Annotated in this window: 13 protein-coding genes; 3 read left to right on the top strand and 10 right to left on the bottom strand. The window is 45.1% G+C overall.

What is annotated here, in order from left to right; genetic code table 11:
- Positions 1 to 349: 349 nt before the first annotated feature.
- Positions 350 to 1762, top strand: a complete 1413-nt coding sequence (gene pykF / locus Q1A70_RS06555) for a pyruvate kinase PykF (protein ID WP_299685588.1) — start codon at positions 350 to 352, stop codon at positions 1760 to 1762.
- A 368-nt stretch (positions 1763 to 2130) separates the two neighbouring features.
- Positions 2131 to 2790, top strand: coding sequence for an FCD domain-containing protein (locus tag Q1A70_RS06550; RefSeq protein ID WP_299685591.1), 660 nt, complete (start codon positions 2131 to 2133; stop codon positions 2788 to 2790).
- 116 nt (positions 2791 to 2906) lie between these two features.
- Here the strand turns inward: Q1A70_RS06550 and Q1A70_RS06545 are convergent, their stop codons facing one another.
- The 10 genes from Q1A70_RS06545 to Q1A70_RS06500 form a co-directional block, all read right to left on the bottom strand.
- The gene (locus tag Q1A70_RS06545) at positions 2907 to 3038 is read right to left on the bottom strand and encodes a hypothetical protein (RefSeq protein ID WP_017061401.1); all 132 of its coding nucleotides are present in this window, start codon (positions 3036 to 3038) and stop codon (positions 2907 to 2909) included.
- Between the two features lie 349 nt (positions 3039 to 3387).
- A complete protein-coding gene (ilvN, locus tag Q1A70_RS06540; protein WP_299685597.1) occupies positions 3388 to 3882 on the bottom strand; it encodes an acetolactate synthase small subunit in 495 nt (164 codons plus the stop codon).
- Between the two features lies 1 nt (position 3883).
- On the bottom strand, positions 3884 to 5659 hold the full coding sequence (locus tag Q1A70_RS06535) for an acetolactate synthase 3 large subunit (protein WP_299685600.1): 1776 nt from the start codon (positions 5657 to 5659) through the stop codon (positions 3884 to 3886).
- Between the two features lie 459 nt (positions 5660 to 6118).
- A complete protein-coding gene (locus tag Q1A70_RS06530; RefSeq protein WP_299685603.1) occupies positions 6119 to 7927 on the bottom strand; it encodes a long-chain fatty acid--CoA ligase in 1809 nt (602 codons plus the stop codon).
- 202 nt (positions 7928 to 8129) lie between these two features.
- Positions 8130 to 9089 carry a transcriptional regulator LeuO gene (gene leuO / locus Q1A70_RS06525; protein ID WP_299685606.1) on the bottom strand — a complete coding sequence of 320 codons (960 nt, stop codon included), beginning with the start codon at positions 9087 to 9089 and terminating at the stop codon, positions 8130 to 8132.
- Between the two features lie 344 nt (positions 9090 to 9433).
- The gene (locus Q1A70_RS06520; RefSeq protein ID WP_299685609.1) at positions 9434 to 10489 is read right to left on the bottom strand and encodes an MJ1255/VC2487 family glycosyltransferase; all 1056 of its coding nucleotides are present in this window, start codon (positions 10487 to 10489) and stop codon (positions 9434 to 9436) included.
- Positions 10490 to 10544: 55 nt separating this feature from the next.
- Positions 10545 to 11069: a phosphatase PAP2 family protein gene (locus Q1A70_RS06515; protein WP_299685612.1), complete on the bottom strand. Its 525-nt coding sequence runs from the start codon at positions 11067 to 11069 to the stop codon at positions 10545 to 10547.
- A 324-nt stretch (positions 11070 to 11393) separates the two neighbouring features.
- Positions 11394 to 14501 carry an efflux RND transporter permease subunit gene (locus Q1A70_RS06510; RefSeq protein WP_299685615.1) on the bottom strand — a complete coding sequence of 1036 codons (3108 nt, stop codon included), beginning with the start codon at positions 14499 to 14501 and terminating at the stop codon, positions 11394 to 11396.
- On the bottom strand, positions 14498 to 15835 hold the full coding sequence (locus Q1A70_RS06505) for an HlyD family secretion protein (protein ID WP_299685618.1): 1338 nt from the start codon (positions 15833 to 15835) through the stop codon (positions 14498 to 14500). Before Q1A70_RS06505 ends, Q1A70_RS06510 begins: the two co-directional genes overlap by 4 nt.
- Before the next feature lie 5 nt (positions 15836 to 15840).
- Complete coding sequence (locus Q1A70_RS06500) at positions 15841 to 16494, bottom strand: TetR/AcrR family transcriptional regulator (RefSeq protein ID WP_299685621.1); 654 nt, start codon at positions 16492 to 16494, stop codon at positions 15841 to 15843.
- Between the two features lie 567 nt (positions 16495 to 17061).
- On the opposite strand from Q1A70_RS06500, the gene leuA reads away from it, so the two are divergent.
- On the top strand, positions 17062 to 18609 hold the full coding sequence (gene leuA / locus Q1A70_RS06495; protein WP_299685624.1) for a 2-isopropylmalate synthase: 1548 nt from the start codon (positions 17062 to 17064) through the stop codon (positions 18607 to 18609).
- Positions 18610 to 18645 lie beyond the last annotated feature (36 nt).

The raw sequence follows: 18645 nt of genomic DNA, 5'->3' as shown, positions 1-18645 counted from the left end.
AAAATTAATAAATAGCGGTAAAACCTTGTCCTAAGACAATTGTTAAACAGTGATATTGAAGCCATTCGGTGGTAGAATCCGCACCCGAAAAGAAAATAAATTACGAAACTGACCGTTATCTTTTTGCAACTTACCGCTAATATATTGGTGTAGGTCACAGAAATGCGACGTTGAATCCAAATCTTTTAGTCATAAAATGACTGAAATTGATGAAAGACTTACAGGTCTGAAGAGCATGTTGGAAGCCCGCAGTTGTACTCAACAGGCACAAAATGTTGATGTCGCGGACCAATCTTCAGCACTTAAATAAATTTCAAATTGTAACAATACATACCGGAGAGTACCTTCCATGAAAAAGACCAAAATCGTATGTACGATTGGCCCTAAAACTGAGTCTGTAGAGAAGCTAACTGAACTAGTTAACGCAGGCATGAACGTAATGCGTTTGAACTTCTCTCACGGTAACTTCGAAGAGCACGCTGCTCGTATCGTAAACTACCGCGAAGTTATGTCTAACGTTGGTAAGCAACTAGCTATCCTTCTAGACACTAAGGGTCCAGAGATCCGTACTATCAAGCTAGAAGGCGGCAATGACGTTGATCTAGTAGCTGGTCAAGAATTCACTTTCACTACAGACGCTGCTGTAGTAGGTAACAAAGACATCGTTGCTGTTACTTACCTAGGTTTCGCGAACGACCTAACTGCTGGTAACACTATCCTAGTAGACGACGGTCTAATCGAAATGGAGGTTATCTCTACTTCTGAAACTGAAGTTAAGTGTAAAGTTCTTAACAACGGTGCACTAGGCGAAAACAAAGGTGTTAACCTTCCTGGTGTTTCTGTTCAACTTCCTGCTCTTTCTGAGAAAGACAAAGCTGACCTTAAGTTTGGTTGTGAGCAAGGCGTTGATTTCGTTGCTGCTTCTTTCATCCGTAAAGAAGAAGACGTTAAAGAGATCCGTGATCTTCTAAACGCTAACGGTGGCGAAAACATCCACATCATCTCTAAGATTGAGAACCAAGAAGGTGTTGATAACTTCGACGCTATCCTTGAAGCTTCTGACGGCATCATGGTTGCTCGTGGCGACCTAGGTGTTGAAATCCCAGCTGAAGAAGTAATCTTCGCTCAGAAGATGATGATCGAGAAGTGTAACCGTGCACGTAAAGTGGTTATCACTGCAACTCAAATGCTTGACTCTATGATCAGCAACCCACGTCCAACTCGCGCAGAAGCGGGTGACGTTGCAAACGCAATCATGGATGGTACTGATGCAGTAATGCTTTCTGGCGAAACGGCTAAAGGTAAGTACCCAGTTGAAGCTGTGACTATCATGGCTCAAATCGCAAACCGTACTGACGGCGCACTTAAAGCTGAGCTAGGTTCTCGCCTTGACAGCCCACGCCTACGCATCACTGAAGCAGTATGTAAAGGTGCAGTAGACACAGCTGAGAAACTGGCTGCTCCACTGATCATCGTTGCTACTGAAGGCGGCAAATCTGCACGTTCTGTACGTAAGTACTTCCCAACTGCAGACATCGTTGCTCTAACGACTAACGAAAAGACAGCTGCACAGCTAGTTCTTACTAAGGGTATTCGTCCAGTTCTTGTTGAATCAATCAACAGCACTGATGATTTCTACAAAAACGGTAAAGAATACGTTCTTGAAGCTGGTTTTGGTAAGAAAGGCGACATCGTAGTAATGGTTTCTGGTGCTCTAGTTGCTTCTGGTACTACAAACACAGCATCTGTTCACGTTCTATAAGAATCAACAGATACAGTTAAAAATATAAAAGAGGGCTTCGGCCCTCTTTTTTTTATGAAACAAATCTTGCCTAACTTTTCAGTACGCAGTATTATCAAACTGATAATAGAATTACGTACTGTTAAATTCTAATACGTATCAATCCCAGTAAGAGTCCTTGCTCAGAAATAGTGCAGGAAAAAGGCTTGAAAATAAGGCCGCTCTTTTCGACAAGAAGTTTCGATAAGTCATGATTCTATAACCAAAAATCATATCGACATTATCAAGTTTTTGACAAGCTAGGGTGACCCGTTATTTACGACGATTGGTATAGCTCTTCCTAAGAGACGAATTAGCAGACTAGGAATCAAATATACAGGAAGTTTGTAATGTCTAGTCCAACTCTCACCGACAAAGTATCGAAAATGATTCGCCAAGATATTCTCTTTGGTGAATTCACTCCAGGCCAAAAACTCGTTGTTGCTGATCTAAAAAGCCGATACAACGTGGGCGCATCGCCAATACGCGAGGCTTTGGTGCAATTATCTTGGAGTAAATACGTTAAGCTCGAGCCACAAAAAGGCTGCTGGGTATCCCCCGTATCAAAGGAAGAACTTAACGACCTCTATGAAAGCCTTCGCATGGTCTCATCTGTACTACTGGAAAAAGCGATCTCTATGGGTGATGAAAGTTGGGAACTGGAAGTTCTGACCTCTTACCATAAACTCTCGAGACTGCGAAACGTACAACAAGAATTTGACTATGCGGAATGGGAAGAGCGTCATCAACAGTTCCATATCGCACTGCTTGAAGGGGCTAACTCAGAAAACATGTTTAAGTTCTTCGACGATCTGCTTAACCAAGTCAAGCGTTACCGATTCTTGGTGATGTCAACCAACTCAATATCGGACAGTCTATTCGTTATTGATGAGCACGAAATGCTGATGAAGCTCGTTCTCTCCAAAGATATCGAACAAGCGACTCAATTACTTGATCAGCACTTATTAAGCTCAATGAAACAAATTGAAGAAGTTATCGAAGCAGCGTAGTGCACGGTCACCTCTTAATTCTAAGCTCTAAGCTCTAAGCTCTAAGCAAGCACGGTAAACCAAGCCAATAAAAACGGAGCCTATCGCTCCGTTTTTGCTTCCTATCTAAACACTGACTACCAGCCAAAAAACTCTTTATGATGCGTATTGAGCAGCACCACCATAGGTAAAAAATACAATGCACTCAGTTGAAAGCCAAGAATGGCTAATGTGCCTATGGTTAACCTCACTAAAAAATCGACAAACATACCACGCCTCTTTTTACCAGACTGTATGATCCCCAAACTCTTGCTCCAGCTAACCTAATTCTACTGCTGCCTTTCAAGTTATTGATAAGGCTAACTAATCAGCTGAATTAAGTTAACGGTGTCATCCTTTTACATCTGGTAAACACTCTATTTATTACACCGTTAAGCACGATGTAATCTGAAGCAAGGTAGTTTACTTATTGTTCAGTTTAGCTCAAATTATCACCAGCATTAGACTTTAGTCTAACTGTATAGATTTTGTGACACAGATCGTTCAAAAGTGAGACTTTCATAAAAATAAAGCCGCTTAAAAAAGCGGCTTTAAAGCTATTTTATAAAGACTTATTGTTTAGGCTTTCAATGCTCGTTCACCGCGAGCAATACCAACTACCCCGCTGCGCGCCACTTCAAGTACTTCTGTCACTTCAGACAACGCCTGAATGAAGGCATCCAGTTTTTCGCTCGTGCCAACCATTTGTACCGTATATTGCGAAGCCGTCACATCCACAATCTGACCTCGGAAAATATCCGCAGTGCGCTTCACTTCAGCCCTAGCAAAGCCGCTCGCACGTACTTTTACCATCAGCAGTTCGCGCTCGATATGTTCAAGCTCAGACACTTCTTGTACTTTAAGTACATCGATTAGCTTATGTAGCTGTTTTTGGATCTGCTCAAGCTGCATTTCGCTTGAATTAGTGGTGACATTCAAGCGAGAAAGCGTCGGATCATCGGTTGGAGATACGTTCAAAGACTCGATGTTGTAACCACGCTGAGAAAACAAACCAACCACGCGAGAAAGTGCACCCGGTTGGTTTTCCATCAATAGTGAAATAATGTGTCTCATATTATGTTCTCTCCGTTTTGCTTAGCCACATGTTATCCATACCCTCGCCTTTGATCTGCATTGGGTATACGTGCTCGGTATCATCCACACTGATATCGACAAAGACTAAACGGTCTTTCATCGCTAGTGCTTTTTCCAAACCTGACTCCAATTCATCCGGAGATGAAATACGCATACCAACGTGGCCATAAGCCTCAGCGATAGCAGCAAAATCAGGAACAGAGTCCATATATGAATTTGAGTAACGACCTTGGTAAACAATGTCTTGCCACTGCTTAACCATGCCTAAGAAACGGTTGTTCAGGTTAATGATCTTAACGGGGATATTGTACTGCAAAGCCGTCGACAGCTCTTGAATGTTCATTTGAATACTGCCGTCACCGGTGACCACCACCACTTCTTCTTCTGGCTTGGCAAACTTAACGCCCATCCCAGCAGGTAGACCGAAGCCCATGGTGCCTAAGCCGCCCGAGTTGATCCAACGGCGTGGTTTGTTAAATGGGTAGTACAACGCAGCAAACATTTGGTGCTGACCAACATCAGAAGCCACATAGGCATCACCATTGGTGACTTTATGCAGTGTTTCAATCACTTGTTGTGGTTTGATGCGCTCAGAAGATTTCTCATACGCTAGGCAGTCACGCTCTTGCCACTGCTTGATTTCGCTCCACCAGCTATCCATCGCTTCCGCGTCATTACTGCCACCTTGCTCAACCAGCAAGTTAACCATACTCTCTAGTACTTTTTCTGCAGAACCGACAATCGGTAGATCCACTTTCACGTTCTTAGAGATCGAAGATGGGTCAATATCGATGTGCATGATCTTGGCGTTTGGACAGTACTTATCAAGGTTATTGGTTGTGCGGTCATCAAAACGTACACCGACACCAAAGATAAGATCAGCATTGTGCATCGCCATATTAGCTTCATACAAGCCGTGCATCCCCAACATGCCTAATGAATTGTTATGGGTGCCAGGGAAAGCGCCAAGCCCCATTAGGGTGCTCACCACAGGAAGGTTCAGTGCTTCTGATAATTTTAATAATTGCTTATCGGCCTCAGAGATAACAGCACCACCACCGACATAAAGTACCGGCTTCTTCGCTTCAAGAAGCGCTTTTAGCGCCTTTTTGATCTGACCTTTATGCCCTGTAACCGTTGGGTTATACGAACGCATCTTGATCGTTTCAGGGTATTGATAAGGCAGCTTGATCTGTGGGTTCAAGGTGTCTTTTGGCAAATCAATAACCACAGGACCGGGACGCCCTGTGGTTGAAATATAGAAGGCTTTTTTAACGACTTCAGGGATGTCTTCCGCTTTCTTTACTAAGAAGCTGTGTTTAACGATCGGACGGGATACACCAACGATGTCACACTCTTGGAAGGCGTCGTTACCAATCAAGTTATTCGGTACGTTACCTGAAATAACAATCATTGGAATAGAATCCATGTAGGCCGTTGCAATACCAGTAACGGTATTGGTCGCACCTGGACCTGAACACACAAGTACTACGCCGGGCTTACCAGTAGCGCGAGTATAGCCATCAGCCATGTGGGTTGCAGCTTGTTCGTGTCGTACGAGAACGTGCTTAATTTCAGCCGTTTTCGCATGCAGTGCATCATAGATATCGAGTACAGAACCGCCTGGATAACCAAAGATTTGTTCTACACCCTCTTCAATTAGAGACTGCACTACCATCTCTGCGCCAGATAACATCTCAGCTCCAGATGATATAGCAGATCCGGATGGCGTGGCTGCTTCAGGTTTTGTTGTCATATTGCTCTCCTCACCAGTATCCAATCACATTAGGTAAACGGGTTGGACTGGTTTTACATAGTCTAGGGCTTATTCGTAGCCTAATTCGAAATACTTCCACTTTTTCGGCTATGGCTGTCTGTCGTGATAACAACAAACAGTAATACGAAACAACTTTAACGCTTTATTATCACTGGGTCTAACGGCGCTTATTCAGCGATCGTGTCAAACGACTAATTATCCATCAAAAGCACCCAACAAAAACTAAAAACAAACCAAATTTCAGCTATAACCACTAAATATAAGCAAAAAAAAGCAGTTAATATTTAGACCGCTTGCTATTTAGCACGAGAAAGTCGCTATTTTGATGTGCGCTTTCGCACATTATTTGAGGTCATTAGATACAAAAAATCCCCCTAAAAATACGCGCACATTCATAGGAGGATTTTTAAACAATTGAAAATTTATCTAAGCAGAAAACTACTTATCTTTCAGCTTTTCATTGTACATTTCTTCGATTTCGTCTTGATACTTATCGTTGATAACTTTACGACGCAATTTCTGGGTCGGTGTCAGCTCACCATCATCCATGGAAAAAGCTTTCGGTAGCAGTTTGAATTTCTTCACTTGTTCAAACTTAGCCAACCCATGCTGCAGCCCATTGACGCGCTTTTCTAGCATTTCGACAATTTGGTGGTGCTTAACCAGCTCAACCCGATCGTGGTACTTGATATTCAGTTCTTTGGCGTACTCTTCTAACGAGTCATAACAAGGAACAATCAGTGCAGAAACGAATTTGCGTGTATCAGCAATAACCGCGATTTGCTCAATAAAGTGATCTTTACCAATTGCGCCTTCAACTACCTGCGGTGCAATGTATTTACCGCCGGAGGTTTTCATCAGCTCTTTGATGCGATCGGTAATAAACAGGTTACCATTTTCATCAAAATGACCCGCATCACCCGTCTTTAAGAAACCGTGCTCATCAAACGTCTTGGCCGTCTCTTCCGGCATCTTGTAGTAGCCACGCATCACCATTGGCCCGCGAACAAGGATCTCGTCCTTAGCGCCAATTTTCACTTCCGCGCCCGGCATCGACATACCGATCGAATCAGGGTTAAAACAGCGGTCATCCCAGCAAGATACTGTCGCTGTGGTTTCTGTCATGCCGTAGCCAAGTTTTACGTTGATGCCCATAGCATGGAAGAAGCGGCCGATGGTCTCATCCAGCTTTGCACCACCACATGGCATAAAGTTGATGTTGCCACCAAGTAGCGCTCGAAGCTTAGAAAGCACAAGCTTATCGGCTAGCGCATGGCTCTTCTTGAGCATTAACGATGGTGTACGGCCTTGTTGGTGACAAACCGAGAGTTTTGCGCCCATGTTCACCGCCCAAGTAAAGAGTACTTTGCGGATAAACGGTGCCTTAGAGACTTTCTCGTGAATCGCAGAGAAGATCTTCTCGTAGAAACGCGGTACCGCACACATGACTGTCGGCTTAATCTCGCTCAACGCGTCACGCACTTGCATGGTGTCTTGCAGGTAACAGTTGGTTGCGCCTTTATACAGAACGTAGAACGTCCAAGCACGCTCAAACACGTGTGATAACGGTAAGAAACACAATGAGACATCGTCTTTGCTTAAGCTAAGGCGCTCATCGTGGCCCTCTAACTGGTAACCAATATTGGTGTAGTCAAGCATGACGCCTTTTGGCTGGCCTGTGGTACCAGAGGTATAGATAAGAGTCAGTAAGTCATCCATGCTTGCATCAGCCAAGCGTGCGTCTAGTTCAGCTTGTTGCTGTGCAACGCCACGTGCCATGAAGTCATTCCAAGAGACGGCAAAGCTGTGTCCGTGCAGGTCAATGTCATCAGACATCGCGACAATCACTTCAAGCTGCTCGCACTCATCAAACAGACTCACGGCTGCATCAAACTGCTCTTGTTCGCCAACAAATAAGATCTTCACATCTGCATTTTGAATGATGTAAGACGATTGGTCAGCGGTGTTGGTTGGATAAATCGGTACCGTTACAAGACGTGCTTGTAAAGACGCAAAATCTGCCACAGTCCATTGAGGCATGTTATTCGAATAGATACCGATCTTGTCTTGAATTCTCAATCCTTGAGCCAATAGTGCTAATGAAAGCGTATCGACTTGTACTCCAAACTGCTCCCAGCTAATGCCTTGCCATACATTACCTACTTTGTGCTTCAAAGCTATACGGCTGCCACCTTGGGCAATTTGGTCACGAAGTCTTTTTACAATATGAAAATCTAAATTGGCCATATCTTTACCTTAGGCTTACACCTGTAAGCTACTTTGAGCGCACAAGTGTACCTCCGAGCATAGAAAAGGCAACTGACGTAGCTCAAAGTTATCAAGAATAGTACGTATCGCGCTAAATTTTCAGCTTACTTAAATTGTAGACATAAAAAAGCCCTAAGCCAGTGAACCTAGCTTAGGGCTTATAAATCATAGAGTTCGATGATTATTTAAAAGCGACAACTTCGCCACAAATCATCATTAACTGATCTCGTAACCAAATGTGTCCTTTGTCCTTTTCACTCGATTCGTGCCAGCTTAGGAAGCCAGAAATCGCTGCATTATCGAATGGGAAATCTAGGATTTGTAGGTTTTCTTTGTTTGCTGCATGTTCAACCATCCAACGAGGTGCAATCGTAACAAGCTCAGATTGACCGACAACGTAAAGTACATTGCTCAAGCTTGTACCTTCGTAGAAAGGCGTGCAATCTAGATCACGGTACGCTTGCTCAGAGAAGCTACGTTGACCATGAATACGCGACAATTTTGCGTGCTTTTCATTAAGTAACTCAGACGCTGAAACTTCACCGTTGATGCGAGGGTGAGAAGCTGAAGCAACCACAACCAACTCATCTTGGAAGATCTCTGTGCTTGAGAAACCTTGCTCATCAAAGCGAGCGTAATCAATCACGAAGTCGATTTCTTGGTAGCGCATACGCTCAGAAAGTAGGCGATCGAATTCCGCATCCATGTGTAGCTTAACGCTTGGTGCTTGCTCATTAATTGTCGACATGATCTTAGGGGCAAAACGCATGTCACAAGGGCTGCAAATCGCAAGTTTAAACAGGCGAGAAGATGACTCTGGAGAAAACACTGAGCTTGGCAGTTCGTTGCGTACTAGCTGAAGCGCTTGGCGGATTGGACCAAACAGTTGACGAGCGCGTTGAGTCGGCTGAATACCACGGCCTTGACGCATGAATAGCTCGTCATTGAACATCACTTTTAAGCGAGCAACCGCGTTACTTACTGCAGGCTGAGACATGCCTAGGTTGTGAGCTGCACGTGTAATGTTTTGCTCTTGCATTACTGCATCAAATACAGTCAGAAGGTTTAAATCAACTCCACGAAGTGTACTTTCCATTCTGTAGCTTGCAATAGCACTCATTGCGTCTTTTTTATCTAGCATTCAAGTTGCCTCTTGTCGGTTCGACAGCGTTGTGTTTGTCATGGGGGGGAATAGATAACCGCTAATTTTTATATTTATCACACCGATATTTTTCGGATTAGCCCTACTATTAACCAATGCATCGCGTGCTACCAACAAGATTGATAAAGAATAATTTTATTTTACCTAACCAAACAGACAACCATTAAAAATCAAAAGCTTACACAATTATAAAAAAACATAAACAACTGAATTTATGAAATTAATTACGACTGATTTAGCCGCTCTATTGTTTACTGACATCCATCACACCCATTGAGGTTGTGAATTATTAGAGCATTAAATCTAGAAATGACAGTGATGAATCAAGCAAGCGACGTGTAGCTTGGAAAGTCCACCTGCTCCCAAAGCTGCTTTCTTAACTCATCTTGATGAGACCAATTACCCGCTAATATCCACTCAACGAGGGCACTTGCGACATCGGGGTAAGTGACCACTTCAGCCTGCTTTTCACTGAGCCAACTACGCAAAACTCCTGCATCTAAAAAGCCCATCGTTTGAGCCAATCCAAGCGCCTCAAGTGTGGCAACATTGCTCTGCTGTTCGAATTGCCCAGCCAACGGTTTCAGCAGTAACTTTTTTCCGAGTGTTAATGCCTCTGAAGGCAATTCAAAGCCACCATTAGCGACCACGCCAGAGCACTGATTGAGGTCCAGTTGGAACCCTCGGTGGCTAAGCGGTTTGAACTCGATATTTTCAACACGACTTGGCTCAATGATATCAGGGTGATAACACACAAAATGATGAGAGGTGAACTTGATCAAAAGGTCAGAAATCGTCTCAAGATCCTCAAACGGCAGGTAAACTAAAGTGAAGTCTTGTAACGCTTTAGTCGTTTGATGCTCTGCTACCGTATGGACGATAGGTGGCAATATCGGCTGCTCAAAGTGATACCAATGCAGGCCAATTGAATGCTCTGTTGGGGCAAAATGCTGAATCACTGAATGCTCAATCCAATTACCCCCTTCTTTAGGCACATCATAGCGAAATGCATTTTGATGGCTTATCCCGATGCAGGGTACACCTTGCCTTTTCGCCGCCCAAGCAGTCACAGGCTCAAAGTCATTAATCACCAAGTCATAGGCCGAGAGATCAATCTGGTTTATCTCACGAATAAATCGCCAAATATTATTATTAAGCAAGGTCTTGCCGTACTTGACCTGCCCTTGCTCACTGTAGAAGGTTAAGCCATGACGGGTTTGGTAATTGCCAAACGCTTCCATTGAGAAATATTTGCTCTGCTCTCGTCCTGAGAATACAAAGTCGACATCAATATTTTTCTGACGAAACGCTACTGCCATTGCGCGAGCACGAGCGATGTGACCATTGCCTGTGCCTTGTACACCATATAAAATTTTCATAGATATTCCTTTAAAGTGGCCGCTTACGGTTCAACGATGATTGCCGGCCAAATAATTACAAAATCAAATGGATAGCAAGGCTAGTACAAGCCATGCCTAAGGCTGCACCAATCAGTACATCGGTTAAAAAGTGCACCCCAAGTAGAATTCGAGATCCCGCAATCGCGGTCGCCCAAACCAAGCTAAAGGGGTATAGGCTCGGATAAAAATGACCAATCAAGGTCGCCATCACAAAAGCCGCTGCGGCATGTCCAGACGGTAGGCTGTATTTATCCGAGGGCACAATATGAGAGTGAAGCAGTGAAGAGAATTCAGCTGGTCTACGACGCTTGAGGGTGTTTTTAGCAAGCCAGTAGATAGGCAATTCGATGACAAAGGCTGCCAAGCCGACCATAAAAAAATGGCTGCCTGTTTTGCTATCGCCCAGCAGCGCAATCAAGGCAATCAATACGTAAAGGTGACCATCGCCAGTATGGGATACCGCTTTGCTGAGCGTGGCATGTTGCCCACTAAAACGGTGCTTTAAACAGAAGACAGAAAATGCCACATCCCAACGGACAATAGGTTCGATAGTACGCATACGAGATCCTTAACAATCCTTATTCAGTTAAGGCTCAAGTTATGCTCAACAAATGACAGTTAAGTGACGTTTTGAATGAACTAAAATGAAATTTGCAGCGGCGGATAGGCTGGCAACTTTAGCGATAGAGTGACAACTTTAGCGATAGCGTGACAACTTTAGCGATAGCGTGACAACTTTAGCGATAGCGTGACAACTTTAGCAATAGAGTAGCAACAGCTCATTAGCTAGCTCATACCAATCATCCGCTAGCCCATAAACATAAAGCGACCTAAGGCCGCTTTATGTTTCTCTGAGTCTTGGTACCTCTATCGCCCTCCTCAGCTATAGAGCCAGGGGCTGGTGTTTTTTGACTAAACCAAAATCCGCCAGTATTGCGTAAGCGGCAGGGATCATAAACAGCACCAACAAGGTGGAAGCAAATATACCAAACACGATCGAGATAACCAGAGGTTGGATAACCTGAGCCTGAAGGCTAGTTTCGGTCAGTAGCGGTAACAAACCAGCAGCGGTGGTCATCGAGGTTAAAAATACCGCCCGGAAACGCTCACGACTGGCTTTCACCACGGAGTCATGCACGCTGTCTCCCTCATCGACATGGTGACGAATGTACTGCACCAGCAAGATGGAATCATTGACCACAATCCCGGCCAGCGACACAAAGCCCATCATGCTCGGCATACTCAATGAGTGCCCGAGCAACCAGTGGCCCACCACCACGCCAATAAAGGCCAGTGGAATCGCCAGCATCACCACAACCGGTTCCAAGTAACTTCTAAATTGATAACTCAGAATCGCAAATACACCGAACAAGCCCAGTAAAAACCCTTTACCCATTGACGATCCGGTCTTCGCGGCATCCTTGGCTTCGCCTTCGAAATCAAAGCGTAGGCCCGGGTATTTTTGAATAAGCTTAGCGGCTTCATCTTTTTGGAACTGGGCCAAAATTGCTGAAGAGCTGGCTTTTTTATTATCAATATCACCAAAGATACTGATGGTTCTCAGCCCATCAATGCGCTGGATACGCACATAGTTACGCTGAAAGTCTAATGTTGCCAATGTGGCTAATGGGATTTGGCTGCCATCTGCGGTAATGATTGGGAAGTTGGCTAACTGCTGCAAATCCCCCGCTTGCTCTTTATCAAGACGCACCTCAATCGAGATATTCTCAACGCCGATTTGGATCTCATCCGCCGTCTGGCCAAAGAAAGCAGCACGCAATTGAGACGCAATCATCTGCCCGTTAACATTGTAGGTTTCCGCTCCAGGGCGCAACTTGACCAGAATTTCCTCTTTACCCATGCGCATGTCATCCAGCACACCATGTACCCCATCAAACTCATTAAGGTACTCTTGAATATCTAAGGAAGCGGATTTCAGCGCGCTTAGATCATCATGTTTGGCTCGGATTTCGATAGCCCGACCACCCGGGCCCATCGTCGGCTGTTTGAACACGAGTGAGATAGGGTCGGCAAGATCGCCAATGTCCTCTCGCCATGCATTAATAAAGTCATCGATAACCGTGTTACGGCTCTCTGCACCACGTAAGTCTAAGCGAATGGTGGCTAAGTGTGGGCCCGACTCATTAGCATCGGCATTGGCATTAAACTGGCTGGTAATATGCTCAACCAGTGTATTGCCCCCTTCAACCTCTTCGCTCCATTGCTTATTCAAGCGCTCAGCAGACGCGACAATTTTGTCGACCACGCGCTCGGTTTGTGACAGCGATGCACCCGGCGGTAGAATAATACGAGCCTCCGCGATATCACCATCCAGCTCAGGGAAAGGCTGAAATTTCACAACCCCGCCTGCAATCAAGGCGATGGAGAGCAGCAACAGCGTCAATACGCCTCCCATGAAGGCGTAGCGGAATGTCACCACCTTCTCGACCATGTGCATCAAGGTGGTGTTACGGAAATGCTCGAACTTCTCAAGCAACACCACCTTAAAACGCAGCGCTGGCTTGTCTTTATTTTCTTTGTGCAATGAATGCGACAGGTGATTGGGCAAGATCAAGAAGGCTTCGATTAAACTTAAAGACAGCACCAAGATCAGCACCTGAGGCACCGCTTTGAGCACTGCCCCCATTTCCCCATCCAGAAACAGTAAGCTACCGAAAATACACACTGTGGTTAAGAATGATGAAAGCACACCCGGCAGCACTTTCTTAACGCCGTTGTACACCGCATCATCAACGCTTTGCCCCCTATCTAAATGCGAGGCGATCGATTCGGCGATCACGATCGCGTCATCCATCATAATCCCTATCGCCATCAACAAGCCGACCAGTGACATGATATTGACCGATAAGCCCAGATTTGCCATTAAGAACAACCCACCGAGGAAGGCGACCGGCAGACCGGCAGCCACCCAGAATGAATAGCGTAAGCTGAAGAATAACCACATAGTGGCAAACACCAACACAATCCCTTGCCAACCATTGCTCACCATCATGGTCAGACGATCCCAAAGTACAGAGGAGAGATCGTTGGTCATTTGCAGCGTCACCCCATCAGGGGCTATCGCGCTTTGGTCTTCAACGAATCGCGTTACGTTCTCTTTAATGCGTAGCGCATCATCTTCTTTGTTTTTACTGATCTTGAGTAGGGCTGACGGTTTACCATCAAACAACACCTTCTGCTCATCAAGCTCAAAACGGTCGGTGATTTTGGCAATGTCCCTCAAACGAATCACAGAACCATTCGGCGCAGAGCCCACCACAATACTTTCGAGATCAAGCGGACTAATTCTCCTCTCGTCAAAACGAATCAGGAAGTTTTTGTCTGGTGTTTCAACGTTACCGCTCGGTAACTTGACATTCTGACGGCCAATCTGATCCGCAATCTCACCGATACTTAAGCCCAGCTGACGCACCGCTTGGGTATCCAACTCAACGCGATATTGGTGATCAGAGAAGCCACTCACCTCAACCAGGGAGACGTCGTAATCCAGCTTCATGGTGCGCTTAAGCTCTTCGGCATAGGCCTTGAGTTCTGGCCACGAAGTTTCTGCGGTAATCGCAATATCCACAACCGGTTCATTCCAATCCAGCTCCTGAACCACAGGCGATTCAATCTCAGTTGGGAAGTCATTAATCGAGTTGATCTGAGTTTGCACATCGACCAGCATTCGCCCGATATCAGCTTTCTCATTTAGCTTGAGAATTAAACGGGCGCTGCCTTCGATCGCTTCACACTGAGTCTCTTCAATATTGGCTAAACCGTCTACGGCATCTTCCATTCGCACACACAGGCTCTCTTCCACTTCTTGTGGGGAAGCGCCGGGGTAAACGATAGCCGCCATAATATACGGTGGATCATAAGCTGGGAAAGTCTCACGTTTAATGGTTGAGAGTGATCCTAAACCCAAGATCAGCAACCCCAGCATCAATAGGTTGGCTGCGGTTGGGTGCCTAGAGAAAAACTTGATCATGACGCAGTCTCCTGAGTATCAGATCCAAGCTCAGCCTCTTTAGAGTTCGATTCTTTCAGTAACATGCCTTCGATGGCTGGCAGAACATCATTAAGAACCAGTTTGTCTCCAGTGTGTAGTTCGCCACTGACAACCACTTGATTATCTCTGCGATAAAGTACTTCAACCTTCACCACTTGCAAGCGCTGACTGTCATCCATCAGATACACCTTATCACCATGCAGTGCTCGCTCAGGAACAACCCAACTCAGGTTCGCAACACCCTCGATCTCAGCTTTCACGAACATACCGTTGACTAGCGGCGTTGCACTGTCTGGCTGCAGCTGCGAATAATCTTGAACGATCTCTAGAATGATCCCTGCCGTCGCTTGGTTTTCATCTACGGTTTCGCTGATCCTTGCCACCTTCGCAGGCCAGCTCACATTAAGGCTGCCGCTATTGAGCTGGATACTGGCTTTGATTGGCGCTTGATTCGGGGTCGGGATCCCTGCCGCATCGCGTGAGAATTGACTGAAGCTAGAGGCTAAAGTTTGCATATCATGAATAGAAAGTTGCGCCTCCACTTCCATCACGTCGATTCCGTGAGCAATAAACATCTCTTGCTGTAGATTAACCACCTGATTTTCCTCAACATCAACCAGAGAAATCCTCATTGCTTTGGGTAACGTGATGGTGGTTTTATCGAGGGCGCGTTGCGCTTCTTTTACCTTAGACTCATTAACCTTAACAACCGCTTGTGCGACTCGTTTTTCATCCGGTATTAAGATAATTTGGTTAGCAATATCTAACACCAATTTCTGTTGAGAGAGCGCGCTTTGCTGCTGTAGATCGACATCAGATTGGGAGTTAAGCCCTTTCTTACGCAGATCTTGTTTGCGTTGCAGCTCTTTATTGCTGATCACTAAACGATTCTTTTCGATCTTAAGGGTCTGATTAAGGTTTTCTTCTTCTTGATTCAGTTTCGCCAATGAAATTTGACTGGATTTTAGATCCGCCTCAGCCTGTATCAATTTCAGTTCATAATCCAATGGGTCTACTTTCAGCACTACAGTACCTGCCGGGATCACCTGCCCTTTTTCAAGATCCGGATGGCGGTAAACAATCTGTCCGGTAACCTCTGCAATCGCTTTCCACTCAAGTTTTGGCACCACTTTGCCAAAGCCCACCGCTAAAGGGGCCATTCGTTGCTGCTCTAGGCTCACGGTTTCGACTAATCGCGCTCTATCTCCTGCGGGCTTGGTTGGTAAATCAGGCTTAAGGTTGATCGCTGCAACAAGGCCGATGATCCCAACCGACAAAGCTGGAAAAAAGAGTAACTTTTTATTTATTTTCATGAGGTTTATTCCTGCGAGGGTGAAAGGCTCGGGGCGTTGATAAAGCCTCCGGTCATCAATTGGATATTGTGTTCGATTAAACGATTAAGAAATGCTTCATTCACTTCAATGCCATGCATCGCCAGTAAAGGGATCGGCGCAATAAAAGGAAACACCATTAAGCTGATATACGAAACGCGGCACAGTTGTGGATCGACATTCGGCTTTAAGATGCCCTGTTGTCCGAGTTTTTCAAAGATGACGTCTTGCGCGGGTTTGGTCACATCAAGATAGACTTTTTCTAGCAGCTCTCGCTGCACGTCTGAAGGGGGCATATTCATCACCTGAGCAACCAAGCGAGGGAACTTAGGTATCTTTACCATCTCTCTGTAGTAGGTACGCATCAAGTCAAGAAAGTTCTCATGACTGCTTTCTTCCACTAGCCTCTGCATTTGCACTTGCATCGGTCGCAGAGTCTCACGCAGCATCGCCTCAAATAACCCAGCCTTACTGCCAAAGTAATAGCGGATCATCGCAATATTCACACCCGCTCGTTCTGCAATCAAACGCGTCGATACCTTATCGTATGGCTGAACCACAAACAGATCTCGAGCATGCTCAATCAATAACTGCCGAACGTCTAGGGTTTGTTGAGGTCGTCCTGGTTTTCGTGCCGTCATGGTGTAAACCCATCCCTATAATTAATCATTTGATTAATTATAGGGATAAATACGCATAACAATAGAAGATTAATTACCCACTATTTCATCAAGTGATTAATTAATTGATCCATGCACCTTACTTTTTAGTAAATTGCTCTAGCAAAAAGATTTACTACAAAGCTTTAACCTGCACATATGACAAACGATAAACTAACCCCCCAACAAAAAAACCGCCTGTAGATGATAAAACCACAAACAAACCAATAAGCAGCACAAACAAAACGAAAACACCGTCGACGCACACTGATATTGGATTTTCTTGTTTGACGCTAAGAATAAATTACGGTAAATATGGTGTTAACAGTTTATTTACGGATATTTGTGTAATGATTTTTTCTTCTTCTCGACTGCTGAAACTTCTCCTTATCGTGAATCAATCGCGCGGGTAAGTTGTGGGTCAAGAACTACACAAATATTAAAACCCGCGCTGAGCGGGTTTTTTTGTGACTGACACTTTTTAAAGAACATCATTCTTAATAATAATTTGGATAGCAATCGATTGATTATCGATATAAGGAAGCACCCATGAACGATCAAGTGATAATTTTTGACACGACCTTACGTGATGGCGAGCAAGCATTGGCTGCAAGCCTAACGGTAAAAGAGAAATTACAGATCGCTTATGCACTTGAAAGACTGGGTGTGGATGTGATTGAAGCGGGCTTCCCTGTGTCATCACCCGGCGACTTTGAGTCAGTGCAAACCATTGCAAAGAACATCAAAAACAGCCGTATCTGTGGCCTTTCTCGTGCCGTAGCTAAAGACATCGACGCGGCCGCAGAAGCGCTAAAAGTGGCAGAACAGTTCCGTATTCATACTTTCATTTCGACATCGACAGTACACGTACAAGACAAATTACGTCGCAGCTACGACGACGTAGTCGAGATGGCAGTGAAAGCGGTGAAACATGCGCGTAACTACACCGACGACGTTGAGTTTTCTTGTGAAGATGCAGGTCGTACCCCTATCGACAACCTATGTCGTATGGTTGAAGCGGCTATCAACGCGGGCGCAAAAACCATCAATATTCCGGACACCGTTGGCTATACAGTACCGAATGAATTTGGTGGCATCATCCAAACGCTATTCAATCGCGTACCTAACATTGATCAAGCGATCATCTCGGTTCACTGTCACGATGACTTAGGTATGTCGGTTGCTAACTCGATTGCCGCTGTTCAAGCGGGTGCTCGTCAAGTTGAAGGCACAATCAATGGTATCGGTGAACGTGCCGGTAACTGTTCGTTAGAAGAAATTGCGATGATCATCAAAACTCGTCAAGAGCTATTGGGTGTTCATACTGGTTTGGATCACAAAGAGATTCACCGTACCAGTAAGTTAGTGAGCCAGCTTTGCCACATGCCAATTCAAGACAACAAAGCGATTGTTGGTGCTAACGCATTCAGCCACTCTTCCGGTATTCACCAAGATGGCATGCTGAAGAACAAGAACACTTACGAGATCATGACCCCTGAATCGATTGGCTTAAAAAACAAAGCATTGAACCTAACCAGCCGCAGTGGTCGTGCTGCCGTTAAGAGCCACATGGATGCAATGGGTTATAAAGACAATGAGTACAACCTAGATTCATTGTATGAAGACTTCTTAAAGCTGGCTGACCGCAAGGGCCAAGTCTTCGATTACGACCTAGAATCGCTGATGCATTTCGCGAATCTACGCGACGAAGATGACTTCTATAAACTTAACTACCTAAGCGTACAATCTGGTAGTGTTATGTCGACCACCAGCATCAAGCTGCAATGTGGTGACGAAGAGAAATGCGAAGCCGCGGTCGGTAACGGCCCTGTTGATGCTTTATACCAATGTATCTACCGCTTAACGGGCTACGACATTGCGTTGGATAAATTCGATCTTACCGCTAAAGGCGAAGGCGAAGATGGCTTAGGCCAAGCAGATATTATTGCCAACTATAAAGGCCGTAAGTACCACGGTACTGGCGTTTCAACCGATATCGTCGAAGCCTCTGGTCAAGCGCTATTGCACGTGATCAATAGCATTCAGCGAGCAGACACCATTGCAGAAATGAAGCAGCAAAAAATCGCAGCCGTTTAAACACCCAATAACAGCGCCTTAGAGCCGATGTTGTTG

Origin of the sequence: uncultured Vibrio sp. (genome assembly GCF_947488985.1) — a bacterium.
Lineage (GTDB): Bacteria > Pseudomonadota > Gammaproteobacteria > Enterobacterales > Vibrionaceae > Vibrio.
This window is presented reverse-complemented; position numbering and strand designations above follow the sequence as displayed.